This window comes from Pseudomonas multiresinivorans (genome assembly GCF_012971725.1).
GTDB lineage: Bacteria > Pseudomonadota > Gammaproteobacteria > Pseudomonadales > Pseudomonadaceae > Pseudomonas > Pseudomonas multiresinivorans.
In genome coordinates, this window is the sequence record NZ_CP048833.1 from 295,991 (window position 1) to 312,178 (window position 16,188).

The following is a 16,188-nucleotide window of genomic DNA, read 5'->3' on the forward strand; positions in this document are numbered from 1 at the left end:
CCACAAGGAGCTGCACATGTCCCGTCCCCTCGATACCCTCTGGTACACCCGTTGCCCGGTTCCCACCGGCCTTGGCATCGCCGTGCAGAAAGGCTGGCTGGAAGAATCCCTGGCCGAGCAGGGCACGAAGATCCAGTCGCTGCGCGAGTCCGCCGACCAGGCGGTGCGCGAGTCGCACTTCGACCACACCCTGCAGAACTCGGTACGCCACGGCGGCAATATCCCGGCCATCTGGGCCCGCGCCAGCGGCCGCGAGACCCGTGTGATCGGCCTGTCCTGGGCCGATGAAGCGCAACTGATCCTGACCACCGCCGAGAGCGGTATCCGCAGCGTGCGCGACCTCAAAGGCCGGCGCTTCGGCCTGCCGGACTGGAGCGGCGCGCAGATCGACTTCACCCGCGCCCAGGCCATCCGCGGCCTGGAAAACGCCCTGCGCCTGGAAGGCCTGGAAGTGCGCGACCTGGAGCTGGTGGACTTCGGCCTGAAGGGCACCTTCAGCGATGAAGCGCCGGGCAACATCGTCGGCATCACCGGCCATGGCGGCAGCCGCCGACGCAGCCAGAACCCGGAACTGGTCGGCCTGCTGCGCGGCGAAGTCGACGCAATCTTCCTCAAGGGCGCCCACGCCGTGCAGCTGGCGCAGCAGTTCGGCCTGCACACGGTGATCGACACCGGCGCGCACCCCGAGCCGCTGATCCGCGCCAACAACGGCACGCCGCGCACCCTGAGCGTCGACCTCAACCTGCTGGAGCAGCACCCCGACGCCGCCACCGCGATCCTCGCCTCGGTGCTGCGCGCGGAGGACTGGGCGCACCAGCACCCGGACGACACCCGCCGCTACCTGGCGCGTGAAACCAACAGCAGCGAGTTCTGGGTCGCCACGGCGTACGGCGAAGACGCCCACCTGCGCCTGCGCACCAACCTGGACGAAGGCTCGATTCTCGCCCTGCAGGACTTCACCGACTTCCTGCACCGCTGGAACTTCGTCCCGGCGCGCTTCGACGTGCGCGAGTGGATCGATCCGCGCCCGCTGGAAACCCTGCGCAGCCGCCTGGCGCAAAAGGCCGGCTGACCAACGTCACGAGGGCGATTCCCTCTGTTTCCCGACCTGAGCCCCCGCGCGCCGGCGCGGGGGCTTTCATCCCCCGACGGACACCCATGAGCACACCGCTGGAAACCCTCTGGTACACCCACAGCCCCGTCCCAACGGGCCTCGGCATCGCCGTCGAATCCGGACGCCTGGCCCAGGCCTTCCGCCCCTTCGGCACGCGCATCCAGTCGCTGCGCGAGTCCTCCGAACGCGAGGTGCGCGAGGCGCATTTCGACCATCACCTGCCCTTCTCCGTCCGCCACGGCGGCAACATCCCGTCGATCTGGGCCCGCGCCAGCGGCGCACGCACGCGGGTGATCGGGCTGTCGTGGAGCGACGAGGTGCAACTGATCGTCAGCGCGCCGGACAGCGGCGTGCGCAGCGTGCGCGACCTGCGCCACCGGCGCTTCGGCCTGCCGAAGTGGGCCAACGTGCAGATCGACTTCACCCGCGCTCAATCCCTGCGCGGGCTGGAAAACGCCCTGCGCCTGGAAGGCCTGGAAGTGCGCGACGTCGAACTGGTGGACTACCCCTACGGCGGCACCTTCAGCGACGACCCGGTACGCCATGTGTTCGGCGCCCAGGTGGCGCTCAAGGGCAACCGCGTGGTGCAACGCAACAACGAGCTGATCGGCCTGCTGCGCGGCGACATCGACGCGATCTTCCTCAAGGGCGCCCATGGCCTGCAACTGGCCCACGAATTCGGCCTGCACGTGGTGATGGATGTCGGCTCGCACCCCGAGCCGCTGGTGCGCGCGAACATCGGTACACCACGGACCCTGACCGTCGACCAGCAGCTGCTGGACGAGCATTTCGACGCTGCCGTACTGGTGCTCGACAGCGTGCTGCGCGCCGAGCAATGGGCCTGGGCACACCCGGAAGAGACCCGCCGCTTCCTCGCCCGCGAGCTGAACACCAGCGAATTCTGGGTGGCCAGCGCCTACGGCGACGACGCCCACCTGCGCCTGCAGACCAACCTGGCCGAGCGCTCGATCAACGCGCTGCGTGATCTCACGGCGTTCCTCCAGCGCTGGCAATTCATCGCCCGCGACTTCTCGGTGGAAGACTGGATCGACCCGCGCCCACTGGGAGCGCTGCTGGGGAAAGTCGATGTCGCCATCTGACGCGCCGCGCGAAAGGCCCGGCGCCTTCCTGCTCAACTTCATGCTGCTGGCGGCCTTCAGTGGGGCCACCATCGGCATGGCGAAGATCGTCACCACGCTCTACGCCATCAGCATCGGCGCCAATGCCATGCAGATCGGCATCATCTCGGCGATGGAAGCCCTCGGCATGGTGATCCTCACCCTGCCCGCCGGCTTCGTCATCGCCCGCTTCGGCGCGCGCCGGGTGTACTTCCTCGCCAGCCTCGGGCCGATGCTGCTGAACCTGGCCATTCCGCTGTTCGGTGGCTGGCTGTGGCTGGCCTTCGCGCGGCTGCTGATCGGCCTGTGCATCCCGTTCCGCATCGTTGCCATGAACAGCGCATTCCTGCGCCAGCTCAAGCGCATCGGCAACGACAAGGCCGGCTGGTACCGCGGCTCGCTGACCCTGGGCATGGGCCTGCTCGGCCCGCTGCTGGGCAACTGGCTGAGCGGCGCGGCGAGCTTCACCTGGGGCTTCGCCGCCATCGGCCTGTGCTTCGGCCTGATGGCTTTCTACAGCCTCGGCTTCTGGGAAGGCGAGGCGCCCAGCGAAGACGTGCCCGTCGCTGCCGCCACCGGCGGACTGCTGCAACAGGTCGGCAACATGCTGGCCAACGTCGAGATCGCCGAAAGCTGCCTGATCGAGCTGCTCAGCGCCGCCACCAGTGCGCTGTTCGGCACCTTCATCCTGCTGCTGGCGATGGAAGTCGCCGGCCTCTCGCAAGGCCAGGCGGTGAGCCTGGTGATGATCCAGGGCCTGGCCTCGGTGCTCGGCCTGTTCGGCTTCGGCTACCTGATCGAGCGCAGCGGCCGGCGCCTTGCCTACATCGGCAGCCTCAGTGCGGCACTGCTCGCTCTGCTGCTGCTCGGCAGCGCGCACAACTACTGGCTGCTGGCATTGGGCGGCGTGCTGCTCAGCGCGGCGGCGGCGCTGATCCACCTGGTGAACATGGCCCAACTGGGCGAGCACGCGATGGACAAGAGCAAGATTTCCGGGCTGTTCAACCTCGCCTCGATGTCCGGCAGTTTTTCCGGCGCGCTGCTGGGCGGGGCGATCAGCCACTTCGTCGGGCTGGGCAACCTGTTCCTCTGCTGGATTCCCCTGGTGCTGCTGGCTGCGCTGTTCTGCTGGCAACGCAAGCTGCGCCGGCAAACCACCGAGCCTTTGCTCGGGCAGGAGGGCTGAATGGCCAAGCGTACCCTGGATCGCCTGAGCTGGTTCGTCTCGCCGCTGCTCCTGCTGCTGGCCTGGTTCGTCGCCGCGCGCGCCGGCTGGTTCCCGCCGCAACTGCTGGTGCCGCCCGTGGAAGTCTGGGCGAGCTTCAAGGACCTGCTGGCCAGCGGCGAGTTGCGCGAGCACGTGGTCAACAGCCTGTCGCGCCTGGCCATCGGCTTCAGCATCGGTGCCCTGGGCGGCCTGGTGTTCGGCACCGCCATGGCGCTGTCGAAGACCGTGGAAGCCTACTGCGCACCGCTGTTCCACACGCTGCGCCAGGTGCCGTCGATTGCGCTGATCCCGATGTTCATCCTGTTCTTCGGCGTGGAAGAGACCTTCAAGATCCTGATCGTCACCAAGGCCGCCTTCTTCCCCGTAGCGCTGGCTGCCAGTGAAGGCGTGAAGGGCATCCCGCGCGGCTACTTCGAGGTCGCCAGCGTGTACCGCCTGCCACTCTGGAGCCTGCTGCGCGACGTCGCCTTCCCCGCCGCCGCGCCGCCCATCGTCACCGGCCTGCGCATCAGCCTGAGCCGCGCCTGGATGGTGCTGGTAGCCGCCGAGCTGCTCGCCGCCGACAGCGGCCTGGGGCAGATGATCGAGCTGAGCCGGCAGATGCTGCGCATCGACATCGTGATGGTCGGGGTGATCGTCACCGGCGCCATCGGCTTCGTCCTCGATTTCGCTTTCCGCCTGCTGGAGAAGCGCCTGCTGCGCTGGAGACCGACGCCATGACCCGACTTCTCAAGAGCCTGCGCGGGCTGGTGCTGCCGGCACTGCTGATCGCCGCCTGGCACTGGCAGTCGCAACAGGGCGCCAGCGCCGCCTATGCCTTCGTGCCGCTGGAGCGCATCGGCGCCGGTTTTGCCGAGCTGATCCGCACCGGCGAGCTGTGGCTGAGTGTCGCCGCCAGCCTGCAACGCACCTGCCTCGGCCTGTTGATCGGCGTGCTCGCCGGCTTCGCGCTGGGCGCCGGCATGGCCTTGTCGCGCCCGGTGGAGCGGCTGTTCGCGCCGCTGTACCACACGATCCGCCAGGTGCCGATCCTCGGCCTGATTCCGCTGATCGCCCTGTGGTTCGGCAGCGGCGAGCCGTCCAAGGTGCTGATCGTCAGCCTCGCCGCCTTCTACCCGATGACGCTGAACGCCTTCGAGGGCTTCCGCGACGTGGAGAAGCGCTACCGCGAAGTCGGTCGGCTGTATGCCTTCGGCCCCTGGCAGCAATTCCGCGAGGTGCTGTTGCCTGGCGCGCTGCCCAGCCTGGGCAACGGTGTGCTGCACGCGCTGGCCTTCGCCTGGGTCAGTTCGGTGGGCTGCGAGCTGTTCCTCTCCACCGGCATGGGCCTGGGCAACCTGATGATGAATGCCGAGACCGGCTCGCGCATGGAGGTCGTAGTGATCGGCGTGCTCAGCATCGGCCTGCTCGGCTACGCCATGAACCAGCTGTTCGCCCGCCTCAGCCGCCACCTGCTGCGCTGGCGCAACCTGCGCTGACCCTATTGCCATGAGTGCCTCGATCATGAACGCGATCCTCGACCCCGCCATCCTTCCCGCCCAGCAGGCGCAATCGGGCGCGCTGGCCATCCAGGGCCTGAGCAAGGCCTACGCCATCGACGGCCGCAGCCTGCCGGTGCTGGAGAACATCTCCCTCGACGTACGCCCCGGCGAATTCGTCAGCATCGTCGGCGCCAGCGGCTGCGGAAAATCCTCGCTGCTGCGACTGATCGTCGGCCTCGAAAACGATTACAGCGGGCGCATCCTGCTCGACGGGCAGACCATGAACGGTACCAGCCTGGAGCGCGGCATCGTGTTCCAGGACCACCGCCTGTTCCCCTGGAAGACCGTGGAGCAGAACGTCGCCCTGGCGCTGAAGAACCAGAAGCTCAGCCGCGCCGAAAAGCGCGAGCGGGTCGCCGAGCACCTGGAGCTGGTCGGCCTGACCGGCTTCGAGCAGGCCTATCCGCACCAGCTCTCCGGCGGCATGGCGCAACGCGCGGCCATCGCCCGCGCGCTGATCACCCAGCCCAAGGTGCTGCTGCTGGACGAACCCTTCGGCGCCCTCGACGCCCTCACCCGCGTGCGCCTGCAACACGAACTGCAGCGCATTTGGGTGCAGCAACGCAGCACCATGATCATGGTCACTCACGACGTGGAGGAAGCGCTGTACCTGGGCGACCGAGTGGTGGTGATGGACGCGCGGCCGGGGCGGATTCGCCATGAAGTGCGGGTCGACCTGCCGCATCCGCGCGAGCGTGGGGAGCCGGTGCTGACGAAGCTCAAGGAGGAACTGTTGGCGGAGCTGATGCAGGGCTGATCGTTGGGTAGGAGCGGACTCCGTCCGCGATCGGCTTCCGGCGTGATGCAGACCTATCGCGGACGGAGTCCGCTCCTACGGTGTTTGGGACTCCTCTGCGGGGGGTTGCCCTCTCCCCAGCCCTCTCCCTGAAGGGAGAGGGAGCCGTCAGTGCCGGCTGATGCCACGGTGTCAGCCGGCGCCACTCCTGTCCCCTCTCCCTTCAGGGAGAGGGTTAGGGAGAGGGTGCTAATCCCGTGCACCCAACCTTCCCGTTACTGATCCACACCCTCCGCCAACGCCGCAGGGAAATCCGGGTGATACCCCGCCCCAATCTCCTCCAGCACCCCGGCCTTGCGCAGCTTGCCCAGCACCCGCGCATTGGCCTCGCACAGCCGTACTTCGATGCCGCGCCGCTGCAGTTGCTCGATCACTTCCTGCAGGGTCTGCAAGCCGGTGATGTCCATGAACGGCACGTGGCGCAGGCGGATGATCAGCACTTTCGGGTCAGTATGGGTCTTCGCCAGCGCGCGCTCGAAGGTCTCCGCCGCGCCAAAGAACAGCGGTCCCTCGATGCTGTACACCAGCACGCCCGGCGGCAGGTCGCCAAGGCCGCGGCCGCGCAGCTCCACGTCCAGCTCGGGGCCGTCGTCGGCGTGCACTTCCACCGAGGAAGCCATGCGCCGCAGGAAGTGCAGCATGGCGAGGATCACGCCGATGTTCACCGCGATCACCAGGTCGCTGAACACCGTGAGCAGGAAGGTCACCAGCAGGATGGCTACGTCGGCGCGCGGGGCACGCTTGAGCATGAACAGGAAGTGCCGAGCCTCACTCATGTTCCAAGCCACCACGAAGAGGATCGCCGCCAGCGCGCAGAGCGGAATGTTCGACGCCAGTGGCGCGAGGAACAGCAGGATCAGCACCAGCGTGGCCGCATGGGTGATCCCGGCCAGCGGGCTGTTGCCGCCGTTGCGGATGTTGGTCGCGGTGCGGGCGATGGCGCCGGTGGCAGCGATGCCGCCGAACAGTGGGGTGACCAGGTTGGCGATGCCCTGGCCGATCAGCTCCTGGTTGGAGTCGTGGCGGGTGCCGGCCATGCCGTCGGCAACCACCGCCGAGAGCAGCGATTCGATGGCACCGAGCATGGCGATGGCGAAGGCCGGGCCGATCAGTTCGAGCACGCGCGGCAGCGTCACTTCCGGCAGGCTGAAGCTGGGCAGGCCTTGGGGAATGCCGCCGAAGGCGCTGCCGATGGTGGCCACGCCGTCGAAGTGGAACAGCGACTGGATCGCCGTCACCACCACCATCGCCACCAGCGGGCCGGGCACCCGGCGCAGCGCGGCGATGCGCGGGGTGAACAGCACCAGAGCCAGGCTCAGCAGCGCCAGCAGGGTCGTCGCGATGTGCAGTTGCGGCAGGGCCTGGATCAGGTGCCCGAGCTTCTGGTGGAAGTGTTCGCCGGTCACGGCGGGAAGGCCGAAGAAGTCCTTCCACTGGCCGACCCAGATGATCACGCCGATACCGGCGGTGAAGCCGACGATCACCGGCGCGGGGATGAAGCGGATGATGCTGCCCAGGCGACTGACGCCCAGCAGCACGAGGATCGCGCCGGCCATCAGCGTGGCGATCTGCAGGCCGTCGACGCCGTACTTGGCCGTGACCCCGGCGAGGATGACGATGAAGGCGCCGGTCGGCCCGGCGATCTGCACCCGGCTGCCGCCCAGCAGCGAGACCAGGGCGCCGGCGAAGATCGCCGTATAGATGCCCTGCTCCGGCTTCACGCCGCTGGCAATCGCGAACGCCATCGCCAGCGGCAGCGCGACGACCCCGACGATGACGCCGGCCACCAGGTTGCGCGTCCAGTGTTCGCGGCCAAAGAGTCCGGCCTTCCAGGCTTCTCGCAGGGCGATCATCACAGTCTCCGACGGGATATCGATGCTGGATGCTAGCAGGCCGGAGCAGGAAACGGCCTGGCGCAGGTCATGACTGTGGCGTGCTGTCGCAGGCGAAACAAGGTGAACAAAATATTGCACAACCCTGACGACACGCTGCTTCCAGCAGGCTTTTGAAATGTCGGAATATGGGCGTTTAGCCCCGAAATAGAGGCGGTCGATTTGCCAGGCGACCTGAAATTTGGCACAATATGTTCATTATGTTGAACATCAAGGCTCTACCTCTCCCCACTTCCCGCCTGGTGTCGCGCGAGCGCCACTGGACCGGCGACCTCTAGCTCCTCCCTTCGGCTGCTACCTGTTGGTGGTGCCAAGTGCGGCGAACACTCCTAGGTGATTGCCGCCCGAGTCGGCGCCACGAAACCCGAACCGAAACCGCCGCAAGGATGCTCTTAGCGAGACTGCGCGCGGCTGCCCGTGGGAGGGCTCCACCATGCGTTCCTGGATCTATCTGTTTGCCGCCATCGGCTTTGAAGTCGTTGGCACCACCTCGATGAAATTCACCCATGCGCTGTACCCGGTCGTGGGTCTGCTGCTGATGTACGTAATGATCGGCCTGTCTTATTACTTCCTGTCGCTGGCCATCAAGCATGTGCCGGTCGGCGTGGCCTACGCCCTGTGGGAAGGCATCGGCATCGTGCTGATCACCCTGGTCAGCGCCTTCTTCCTCGGCGAGCACCTGAGCCTGGACAAGGCCCTGGGCCTGGCCGTGATGATCGCCGGCATCCTGCTGGTGAAATCCGGCACCCGCACCACCCCGCGAGAGAAGAACCTTGAGGTGGTGACATGCTGAACCATGACCTGATTCCGATGGCCTGGCTGGGCCTGGCCATCGTCCTGGAAGTGATCACCAACCTGCTGCTGAAGTACTCCGATGGCTTCCGCAAACGCGCGATCGGCGTGGCCTCGATCCTCTGCGTACTGGGCGCGTTCACCGCGCTGTCGCAGGCGGTACGCGGCATCGAACTGTCGGTGGCCTACGCCATCTGGGGCGGCTTTGGCATCCTCGCCACCGTTGCCATGGGTTGGGCGCTTTTCGGCCAGCGCCTGGTGTGGCGCGGCTGGGTCGGCCTGGCGATGCTGGTGCTGGGTATGGGGCTGCTGAAGCTGGCGTGATTGCTGGCGTTCGGGACTAACAAGGCGGAGCTGGGCTCCGCCTTTTTGTTGTCTTGAAGAGGGTGCCGTGCGGTTCGCGAGCAAGCTCGCTCCTACAGAAATCCTAACGGAGTGGATGCCCCTTGTAGGATCGAGGGGGACGCCTAGTTCTTGCTCGCGAACAGCCCTTGCGCCGGCGTATCAGGATCGTAGGGCGCATAACCTGGAACAGGTTATCCGCCGGCATGTCCGCGGCGGATAACGCTGGCGCGTTATCCGTCCTACGAAAGACCGACGCGAATCACGCCAGCAGGCTGACCACCGCAAAGCGGCTGAGATTCGCCTGCGCCACCACTGTCTGCGCCGCCGCGCTGTAGTGGGTAGCGCTGCGCCCCATGCGGTCGAGCATCGAGGCGGCGAAGGCGTGCGCCCACTCGCGCTCGTCCTCGCTGGCGTGGCGGTCGAGGAAGTCGCGGATGTCGTCCTGGCGGTGGCGCAACTGATCGCGCAGGCCGCCGATACGATCCAGCGCCGAGACCACCGAATCGAGCAACTGGCGCTGCTCGCGGAAGGCATCGGTCCTGATCTCCGTGGGGAACGCCAGCAGCCCTTCTTCCTGGCTTTTCAGCCGGGTGTTCTTGCCCTTGGCGAACAGCTTGCCCTCGCCCTGCACCGCCAACTGGCCCTTGAGCTGCTGCCAGTCGGCCTCGGGTGCGGAGAACTTCAGCGCGCCGTCGCTATCGAGTTCGGCGCGGATGCCGGCCTGGCCCAGTGTCGCATTGAAGCGGCGCAGCACCTGTTCGGTGCTCATGCCGTCGTCCAGGACCACCGCCGCCGGTTCGGCGAGTTGGCGGCCAGCACTGAACAGCAGGGTTTCCTTGCCGGAACGCTGGATCGCTTCCACCGACTCCAGCCCCTCCAGGCTGAAACGGCTGCGCACCGGTTCGTTGAGACGCAGGCGGAAGTTGGCGTCGAGGCTGCCGTCCGAGCGCTGGGCGCGCTGCTCCAGCAACTCGTTGACCTGCCGGGTAGCCTGGCGCACGCCTTCGCGGTCCTGGGACTGCGGCGCGCTGAGTTCGCGGCTGAGGTTGAGCTTGAGGCCGCCGAGGCGGTCCTGCAGGTCGCCCAGGTAACTGTCGGCGGACTGCATGGACGACAACTGCTGGTTGAGCTGCAGGTTGAAGCTGCCGCTCTTCTGCGCACCGCGTGCCATCTGCGCGGCGTTCTCACCCTTGTCCTCGCCCTTGCGCAGGGCATTCTGCCGCTCGCCGGCGGCCGGCAGGATGGCGTCACGGCGGGCGCTCGGGTCGAAGACGGCGGCGGCCGGCAGTTGTTTGATGACCTTCATGGCGACCTCTGCACCGATGTGCCTCCGCCCGGCGCAAGGGCCGGGCGGAGGCGGGATAAAAAGTAGGGGCGACCCGCCGATTGGCGTCCAGACCTCCGTGCGGGGCCCCTACGAAGAAACTTACAGGCGGCTGAACAGCGACAGGTCGTTGAGCTTCAGGTAGGTCTTCTGCGTGGCCTGCAGCGCGAGCTGGTAGGTGTTCAGGTCGATGCTGGCGCCGGCGTAGTCCAGCTGCGACAGCTCGCCGTTGATCTTCTGGTTCACCAGCGAGACTTCCTCGTTGCTCGAATTGAGCATGGTCAGGGTGTTCTGCCGGCCGCCCAGCTCGGTGATGGCGCCGAGCACGCCGTCGTGGCCGCTGTCGAGGCTATCGATGGTCGCGGCGATCTGCGCGTGCACCGCCGGGTCGGTGACGTCCAGCGCCGGGTCCTTGAGCATCTTCACGGTGGCATGCAGCTGGTTGAGGAAGTCCATGTTGCTGCCGAACACCCCCAGCGCGGTGACGTTCTCTTCCACCTGTACGCCATTGGCCACGGCGGCCTGGCGCGACTTGTCGTTGCCGGTGGCGACGTAGCTGTCGGTCAGCGGTTCGTAGGTCACGGCGGCGGTGTCGCTGAGGGTGCCGGAGAACAGGTAGCGGCCCTCTTCGTCACGCACGTTGACGAAGCTGACGATGGTCTTCTCGATGTTCTCCAGCTCGCCGGCCATGGCGTTGAGGTCGCCGCCGGTGTTGGAGCCGTTGGCCGCCCAGAGCAGCAGGTCGCGCACGTTGAGCATCGCGTCGGAGGTGGCCTGCAGGTTGGCTTCCTGGGTGGAAAGGTTGCCCGAGACGTTGCTGATGTTGGTGCGGTACTGCGCCAGGCTCGCTTCCTCGCGCTGGATGCGCAGCATGCGCACGCTGGCGATGGGGTCCTCGGAGGGCTGGAGGATGCGCTTGCCGGTGGACATCTGCTGCATCAGCTTGCCCAGGGCCGCCGAATTGCTGTTCATCGAGCCGCTCATCAGCGCGGTGATCTGTGCGTTGGTAATGCGCATTCTGCTTTCCTTGCGAGGCCCCTTAGAAGGCCGCGAGCATCGAGTCGAACAGCTCCTTGGCGGTGCTGATGACTTTCATGTTGGCCTGGTAGGCCTGCTGGTAGGTGATCAGGTTGACCGCCTCTTCATCCAGGCTCACCGCGCTGACGCTGTCGCGACTGGCCTGCGCCTGGGCCGCCACGGTGGTGGCGGTCTTCTGGTCGGCCTGGTTCTGCCGGCTGGCGCTGGCGACCTTGCCGAGCAGGCCGGCGAAGGCGTCGTTGAGCGTCACCTGGCTGCCGCCAACGGTGATGGTCTGGCCCTTGAGCTCGAGCAGCGCCAGCAGGTTCTTGTTGTTGCCGCTCTCGCCGACAGTGTCCGACAGCGCGAGCTCCTCGGGCTTGAGGCCATTGAGCGAAAGCATCGCCGTGGTGCTGCCGGCGTTGTAGGTCAGCAGCGGCTGGCCGGCGTTGCCGTTGAGGTCGAAGCCATTGGCGAGGGTGTCGTTGACCAGCTGGGCGAACTGCCCGGCCATCTCGTGCAGGGCGGTCTGGTTCGGCCGCAGGGTGTCGTACTCGGTGTCGTACAGCGCGCCGAGGGAACCGCCCATGCCGTCCTGGGACAGCGGGAAGCTGGTGCCGGCGAAGGTCAGGGCGATTTCCTGCTCGCCGCTGGCGCTGCGGCTGATCGCCAACTGGCCGGCGGAGTTGCCGGCCACCAGCGGCTGGCCGTTGGCGAGTGACACGGTGAGCGAGCCGTCGGCCACTTCGTTGACGCGGATCGAGGCGTACTTGGACAGATCCGCCACCAGGCTTTCGCGGTGGTCACGCAGCGCGGTGGTATCGCCACCGGCGGAGCCGACTTCGACGATCTGCTTGTTCAGCGCGGCGAGGTTGGCAGTCAGGCCGTTGATCTCGCCGACCATGGCGCCGCGCTGTTCCTGTAGGGCGCGCAGCTGGCTGTCGATGTTGCCGGACAGGCCGTTGAAGCGCTGGGCGAGGTTCTTGGTCTCGTTGATGATCTGCTGGCGCAGGGCGACCGAGCCGGGCGTGGCGGTGGCCTCGCTGAGCGCGGCGAAGAAGTTGTCCAGGCCGACGCTGATGCTCGAACCCTCGCCGCCCATCAGCCCTTCCAGCGCGGACAGATACTGCTGGCCGCTGTCGTAGTAGCTCTGCTCGGTGGTGGCGCGCCACAGCTGCTGGTTCTGGAAGTCGTTGGCCATGCGGCGGATGCTGGTCACCACCACGCCGCCGCCGACGTTCAGGCCGCCTTCACCGGCCAGCGAGGCGAGGATCGGGCTCAGTCGGCTGAAACCGGGGGTGTTGGCGTTGGCGACGTTCTGCCCGGAGGTGGCCAGGGCGATCTGCGCCGCACGCAGGCCGCTGTAGCCGATCTGGCTCAACATACTCAAGACGCACTCTCCTTCGACTCGATGCGGATCGGCTGGGCGAACGCCGCCGAGGCCGGTCGGGATACAAATTCAGGCTGTTGCCCCTGATAGGCGACGGAATCGGCGTGGCGCTTAAATCCTTCCTGCGGCGCGTGCTTCAGGCCGCTCTCAGGCGACAGGCCGCTGCCAGGGATACGCGCCGGCGCCTGGGCCTCGCGCACACGGCGCAGCACGCCGAGGGTGTAGTCACGGGTTTCGTCGTAGGGAATGCTGCGCACCCAGTCGGCCATGCCGATCTGCCCGCTGCGCGGGTCGCCGTTGTTCTTCAGCCACTCGTCGACCTTGCCGGGGCCGGCGTTGTAGGCCGCCAGGGCGAGCACATGCTGGCCGTCGTAGCGGTCGAGCATCTTGCCCAGGTAGGCGCTGCCCAGCGCCTTGTTGTAGGCCGGGTCGCTGGTCAGGCGCTGCTCGTCGTAGGGCAGGCCGAGTTCGCCGGCGACTTCACGGGCGGTATCGGGCATCAGCTGCATCAGGCCGCGCGCACCCTTGGGCGAAACGGCGGCAGCGTCGCCGCCGGACTCCTGGCCGATCACGCTGTCCACCAGCGTGCGGAAACCGGCGCTGCCCTGCTGCCAGGCGTGGGCCAGGCGATCGACACCGCGCTGCCAGGTATCCACCAGCGGGTTGCGGCTGGACACCGAAGGCCGGCGTAGCGCCTCGCCGCCATCGGCGAGTGCGACGGGTTCGGCAGCATCGGTCGGCTCGGCGGAGAGCTGACGCACCAGCAAGTCGGCGATGCCGGTCTGCTTGCGCGAGGCCAGGTGCTCGGCCAGCGCTTCGTCGTAGAAATCGCGCATCGTATCGAGGTCGCGGCTGCGCAACGGGCTGCCGGTGGAGAGCACGTCGCCGGCCTTGCGCATCTGCTTGAGGATCTGTTGCAGGAACATCGCCTCGAACTGCTCGGAGGCGGCCTGCAGCTGCTCGCGGCGGATAGTTTCGGGCGACTCGCCGGGCTGGCCGGTCGGCACGATAGGACGGTTGAGCGAGGTGATGCTCATCAGATGACCACCAGCTCGGCATTCAGCGCGCCGGCCTGCTCCAGCGCCTGGAGGATGCTCATCACGTCGTCCGGGGTGGCGCCCAGGCTGTTCACCGTATTGATGATGCTTTCCAGGCTGGTGCCCTCGGGCCACTTGAACATCGGCTTCTTGTCCTGGCTGACGGACACATCCGACTGCGGCGTGACCGCCGTGGTGCCATTGGAGAACGGCCCCGGCTGGCTGACCTGGGGGTTCTCGCTGATGGTCACGGTGAGCGTGCCGTGGGCCACGGCGGCGGCCTTCACGCGCACGCCCTGGCCGACCACCACGGTGCCGGTGCGGCTGTTGAAGACGACCTTGGGCCGGGTGCGGCCTTCCTGCACCTCCATGCCTTCGAGCATGGCCATGAAGCTGGTGCGCTGGGCGCTGCTGACCGGCGCACGCACCGACACCTTGGTGCCGTCCAGCGCGGTAGCGGTGCCGGAGCCGAAGCGCTCGTTCACCGCGTTCATCACCTGGGCGGCGGTCTGGAAGCTCGGCTTGCGCACGTTGAGCATCACGTCCGGGCGCCGGGTGAAGTCGCTGGGGATCATCCGCTCGATGGTCGCGCCGTTGGGGATCAGGCCGCTGTTGGCGCTGTTGATCGACACGCTGGAGCCACTCTGCCCCTGGGCATGCAGGCCGCCGACCACGAGATTGCCCTGGGCCAGCGCATAGACTTCGCCGTCCACGCCCTGCAGCGGGGTCATCAGCAGCAGGCCGCCGCGCAGACTCTTGGCGTCGCCCAGCGAAGACACGGTGACGTCGATGGTCTGCCCGGCGCTGTAGGACGGCGGCACGCTGGCGGTGACGCTCACGGCGGCGACGTTCTTCAGTTTCGGGTCGACGTTCGGCGGCAGGTTCACGCCGAACTGCTTGAGCATGTTGGCCACCGACTGGTTGGTGAACTTCACCTGGTTCTTGTCACCGGTGCCATCCAGGCCGACCACCAGGCCATAGCCGATCAGCTGGTTCTCGCGCACGCCTTCGATGTCCACGAGGTCGAGCAGCGGGATGGCCAGTGCCTCGGCCTGCCAGAACAGGCAGGCCGTCGCCAGCAGGCGGGAAAGAGTTCTACGCATGAAGGGCTCGCCTGCTTACATCGGGAACAGCGGATGGGTGAAGAAGCGCGTCAGCCAGCCGGCCGAATTGCTGTCGTTGAGCACGCCGCGCCCGGCGTAGGAAATCTTGGCGTTGGCGACGTTCTGCGAGGACACCTGGTTGGCGCGATTGATGTCGTCCAGGCGCACCAGGCCGGTGAGGCGGATGAACTCGTCGCCCTGGTTCAGGCGCAGCGACTTCTCGCCCTTCACCAGCAGCACGCCGCCGGGCAGCACCTTGTGCACGGTCACCGCGATGGAGCCGGTGAGGGTGTTCTGCTGCGAGCTTTTCGCCGAACCGTTGAAATCGCGGTTCGCCGTGGCGGAGGTTTCCAGGCCGCCGTATTCCTTGGTCAGGATGGTCGGCACCGGCACGTCCAGGCTGGATTTCTTGCCGAAGCTGGTGCCCGCGCTCTTGCTCGACTGGGTGGACTCGCTGAGTACCACGGTGACGATGTCGCCGACGCCGATGGCGCGCTTGTCGCGCAGCAGCGAGCCGCCGTAGCCGGAGCGGAACAGCCCGCCGCTGGTGGTGGGCGGCAGGCTGTAGTCCAGCTCCGGCGGCTGGTAGAGCGAGGAATCCTCGTCCGGCAGCATCTCGTTGAAGCTCTGGCAGCCGGCGAGCAGCGCCAGGGCGAGCAGCAGGGCAAGGCGCGTCATGGTCAGACCGTCTGGTTGAGGAACTGCTGCATGCCCGACGCGGCGTCGAGCACCTTGGCGTTGGCCTCGTAGGCACGCTGGATGGCGATCATGTTCACCATCGCTTCCACCACCTGCACGTTGGAGCCTTCCAGCACGCCCTGCTTGAGCGTACCGAGGCCTTCCTCGCCCGGCGTGCCTTCCTGCGGCTCGCCACTGGCGGCGGTTTCCTTGTAGAGGTTGCCACCGAGGGCTTCCAGGCCCGCCGGGTTGGTGAAGCTGACCAGGGTGATCTGGCCCAGCTCGGTGGGCAGCGTCTCGCCGGGAAGAATGGCGGTGACGATGCCGTCGCTGCCGACGGTGAAGCGACTGGCGCCGGCCGGTACTTCGAGGTTCGGCGTCAGCGGCAGGCCCTGGGCGTTGACCACCATGCCTTCGTTGTTCAGCTGCAGCTGGCCGTTCTCGGTGTAGTAGGTGTCGCCGTTGGGCGCCTCGACCTGGAAGAAGCCGCTGCCGACGATGGCCAGGTCCATCGGTTGCCCGGTGGTCTGCATGCTGCCTTCGGTGAACACCTTCTGCGTGCCGACGACGCGCACGCCGCTGCCCAGCTGGATGCCGGACGGCACGGTGTTGACCTGATCAGCCTGGGCGCCGGGTTGCAGCTGCACCTGGTAGAACAGGTCCTCGAACACCGCGCGGTCGCTCTTGAAGCCGACGGTGTTCACGTTGGCCAGGTTGTTGGCCACGGTGGACATCGCGGTGTCCTGTGCCGCCAGGCCGGTCTTGCTGACCCAAAGTGCCGAACTCATGTTGTGCTCCTGTCTGCGCGCCGCG

General features: G+C 67.1%; 16 protein-coding genes. 8 read left to right on the forward strand and 8 right to left on the reverse strand.

The features are described from left to right. Window positions 1-16: 16 nt before the first annotated feature. The 6 genes from G4G71_RS01360 (at window position 17) to G4G71_RS01385 (ending at window position 5,758) form a co-directional block, all read left to right on the forward strand. Entirely contained in the window at window positions 17-1,072 is a 1,056-nt protein-coding gene (locus G4G71_RS01360) for an ABC transporter substrate-binding protein (RefSeq protein ID WP_054909532.1), read from the forward strand. 86 nt (window positions 1,073-1,158) lie between these two features. Next, window positions 1,159-2,214: an ABC transporter substrate-binding protein gene (locus G4G71_RS01365; RefSeq protein WP_169935106.1), complete on the forward strand. Its 1,056-nt coding sequence runs from the start codon at window positions 1,159-1,161 to the stop codon at window positions 2,212-2,214. Next, complete coding sequence (locus tag G4G71_RS01370) at window positions 2,201-3,418, forward strand: MFS transporter (protein WP_169935107.1); 1,218 nt, start codon at window positions 2,201-2,203, stop codon at window positions 3,416-3,418. The genes G4G71_RS01365 and G4G71_RS01370 overlap by 14 nt, the downstream gene beginning before the upstream one ends. Beyond that, window positions 3,419-4,180 (forward strand): ABC transporter permease, encoded by a 762-nt coding sequence (locus G4G71_RS01375; RefSeq protein ID WP_169935108.1) that lies wholly within the window; start codon window positions 3,419-3,421, stop codon window positions 4,178-4,180. Beyond that, window positions 4,177-4,938, forward strand: a complete 762-nt coding sequence (locus tag G4G71_RS01380; protein WP_169935109.1) for an ABC transporter permease — start codon at window positions 4,177-4,179, stop codon at window positions 4,936-4,938. The genes G4G71_RS01375 and G4G71_RS01380 overlap by 4 nt, the downstream gene beginning before the upstream one ends. 25 nt (window positions 4,939-4,963) lie before the next feature. Beyond that, a complete protein-coding gene (locus G4G71_RS01385) occupies window positions 4,964-5,758 on the forward strand; it encodes an ABC transporter ATP-binding protein (RefSeq protein WP_169942455.1) in 795 nt (264 codons plus the stop codon). A gap of 254 nt (window positions 5,759-6,012) precedes the next feature. On the opposite strand, the gene G4G71_RS01390 is transcribed toward G4G71_RS01385, so the two are convergent. Further along, window positions 6,013-7,650 (reverse strand): SulP family inorganic anion transporter, encoded by a 1,638-nt coding sequence (locus G4G71_RS01390; RefSeq protein WP_169935110.1) that lies wholly within the window; start codon window positions 7,648-7,650, stop codon window positions 6,013-6,015. Between the two features lie 472 nt (window positions 7,651-8,122). Between G4G71_RS01390 and G4G71_RS01395 the strand changes: the two genes are divergently transcribed. Both G4G71_RS01395 and mdtI read left to right on the forward strand, forming a co-directional pair. Next, entirely contained in the window at window positions 8,123-8,482 is a 360-nt protein-coding gene (locus G4G71_RS01395; RefSeq protein WP_169935111.1) for an SMR family transporter, read from the forward strand. Further along, complete coding sequence (gene mdtI / locus G4G71_RS01400; protein ID WP_169935112.1) at window positions 8,476-8,805, forward strand: multidrug/spermidine efflux SMR transporter subunit MdtI; 330 nt, start codon at window positions 8,476-8,478, stop codon at window positions 8,803-8,805. The genes G4G71_RS01395 and mdtI overlap by 7 nt, the downstream gene beginning before the upstream one ends. A 280-nt stretch (window positions 8,806-9,085) precedes the next feature. Here mdtI and G4G71_RS01405 read toward each other — a convergent pair whose 3' ends face one another. The 7 genes from G4G71_RS01405 to flgG all read right to left on the reverse strand — a co-directional run bounded on the left by G4G71_RS01405 (window position 9,086) and on the right by flgG (window position 16,163). Then, on the reverse strand, window positions 9,086-10,132 hold the full coding sequence (locus tag G4G71_RS01405; RefSeq protein ID WP_169935113.1) for a hypothetical protein: 1,047 nt from the start codon (window positions 10,130-10,132) through the stop codon (window positions 9,086-9,088). Between the two features lie 120 nt (window positions 10,133-10,252). After that, the gene (gene flgL, locus G4G71_RS01410; RefSeq protein WP_169935114.1) at window positions 10,253-11,167 is read right to left on the reverse strand and encodes a flagellar hook-associated protein FlgL; all 915 of its coding nucleotides are present in this window, start codon (window positions 11,165-11,167) and stop codon (window positions 10,253-10,255) included. A gap of 22 nt (window positions 11,168-11,189) precedes the next feature. Beyond that, window positions 11,190-12,557 carry a flagellar hook-associated protein FlgK gene (gene flgK / locus G4G71_RS01415; RefSeq protein ID WP_169935115.1) on the reverse strand — a complete coding sequence of 456 codons (1,368 nt, stop codon included), beginning with the start codon at window positions 12,555-12,557 and terminating at the stop codon, window positions 11,190-11,192. Continuing rightward, window positions 12,554-13,594: a lytic transglycosylase domain-containing protein gene (locus tag G4G71_RS01420; RefSeq protein ID WP_169935116.1), complete on the reverse strand. Its 1,041-nt coding sequence runs from the start codon at window positions 13,592-13,594 to the stop codon at window positions 12,554-12,556. Before G4G71_RS01420 ends, flgK begins: the two co-directional genes overlap by 4 nt. Further along, window positions 13,594-14,697 (reverse strand): flagellar basal body P-ring protein FlgI, encoded by a 1,104-nt coding sequence (locus tag G4G71_RS01425; RefSeq protein ID WP_240964860.1) that lies wholly within the window; start codon window positions 14,695-14,697, stop codon window positions 13,594-13,596. The genes G4G71_RS01420 and G4G71_RS01425 overlap by 1 nt, the downstream gene beginning before the upstream one ends. A 15-nt stretch (window positions 14,698-14,712) precedes the next feature. After that, window positions 14,713-15,375, reverse strand: coding sequence for a flagellar basal body L-ring protein FlgH (gene flgH / locus G4G71_RS01430; protein WP_037016153.1), 663 nt, complete (start codon window positions 15,373-15,375; stop codon window positions 14,713-14,715). 2 nt (window positions 15,376-15,377) lie between these two features. Next, a complete protein-coding gene (gene flgG / locus G4G71_RS01435; RefSeq protein WP_169935117.1) occupies window positions 15,378-16,163 on the reverse strand; it encodes a flagellar basal-body rod protein FlgG in 786 nt (261 codons plus the stop codon). Window positions 16,164-16,188 lie beyond the last annotated feature (25 nt).

Bases quoted from the DNA above. Each gene is read 5' to 3' on its own strand.
- G4G71_RS01360 (WP_054909532.1), top strand. From the start codon at position 17: ATGTCCCGTCCCCTCGATACCCTCTGGTACACCCGTTGCCCGGTTCCC.
- G4G71_RS01365 (WP_169935106.1), top strand. From the start codon at position 1,159: ATGAGCACACCGCTGGAAACCCTCTGGTACACCCACAGCCCCGTCCCA.
- G4G71_RS01370 (WP_169935107.1), top strand. From the start codon at position 2,201: ATGTCGCCATCTGACGCGCCGCGCGAAAGGCCCGGCGCCTTCCTGCTC.
- G4G71_RS01375 (WP_169935108.1), top strand. From the start codon at position 3,419: ATGGCCAAGCGTACCCTGGATCGCCTGAGCTGGTTCGTCTCGCCGCTG.
- G4G71_RS01380 (WP_169935109.1), top strand. From the start codon at position 4,177: ATGACCCGACTTCTCAAGAGCCTGCGCGGGCTGGTGCTGCCGGCACTG.
- G4G71_RS01385 (WP_169942455.1), top strand. From the start codon at position 4,964: ATGAACGCGATCCTCGACCCCGCCATCCTTCCCGCCCAGCAGGCGCAA.
- G4G71_RS01390 (WP_169935110.1), bottom strand. From the start codon at position 7,650: ATGATCGCCCTGCGAGAAGCCTGGAAGGCCGGACTCTTTGGCCGCGAA.
- G4G71_RS01395 (WP_169935111.1), top strand. From the start codon at position 8,123: ATGCGTTCCTGGATCTATCTGTTTGCCGCCATCGGCTTTGAAGTCGTT.
- mdtI (WP_169935112.1), top strand. From the start codon at position 8,476: ATGCTGAACCATGACCTGATTCCGATGGCCTGGCTGGGCCTGGCCATC.
- G4G71_RS01405 (WP_169935113.1), bottom strand. From the start codon at position 10,132: ATGAAGGTCATCAAACAACTGCCGGCCGCCGCCGTCTTCGACCCGAGC.
- flgL (WP_169935114.1), bottom strand. From the start codon at position 11,167: ATGCGCATTACCAACGCACAGATCACCGCGCTGATGAGCGGCTCGATG.
- G4G71_RS01420 (WP_169935116.1), bottom strand. From the start codon at position 13,594: ATGAGCATCACCTCGCTCAACCGTCCTATCGTGCCGACCGGCCAGCCC.
- G4G71_RS01425 (WP_240964860.1), bottom strand. From the start codon at position 14,697: ATGCGTAGAACTCTTTCCCGCCTGCTGGCGACGGCCTGCCTGTTCTGG.
- flgH (WP_037016153.1), bottom strand. From the start codon at position 15,375: ATGACGCGCCTTGCCCTGCTGCTCGCCCTGGCGCTGCTCGCCGGCTGC.
- flgG (WP_169935117.1), bottom strand. From the start codon at position 16,163: ATGAGTTCGGCACTTTGGGTCAGCAAGACCGGCCTGGCGGCACAGGAC.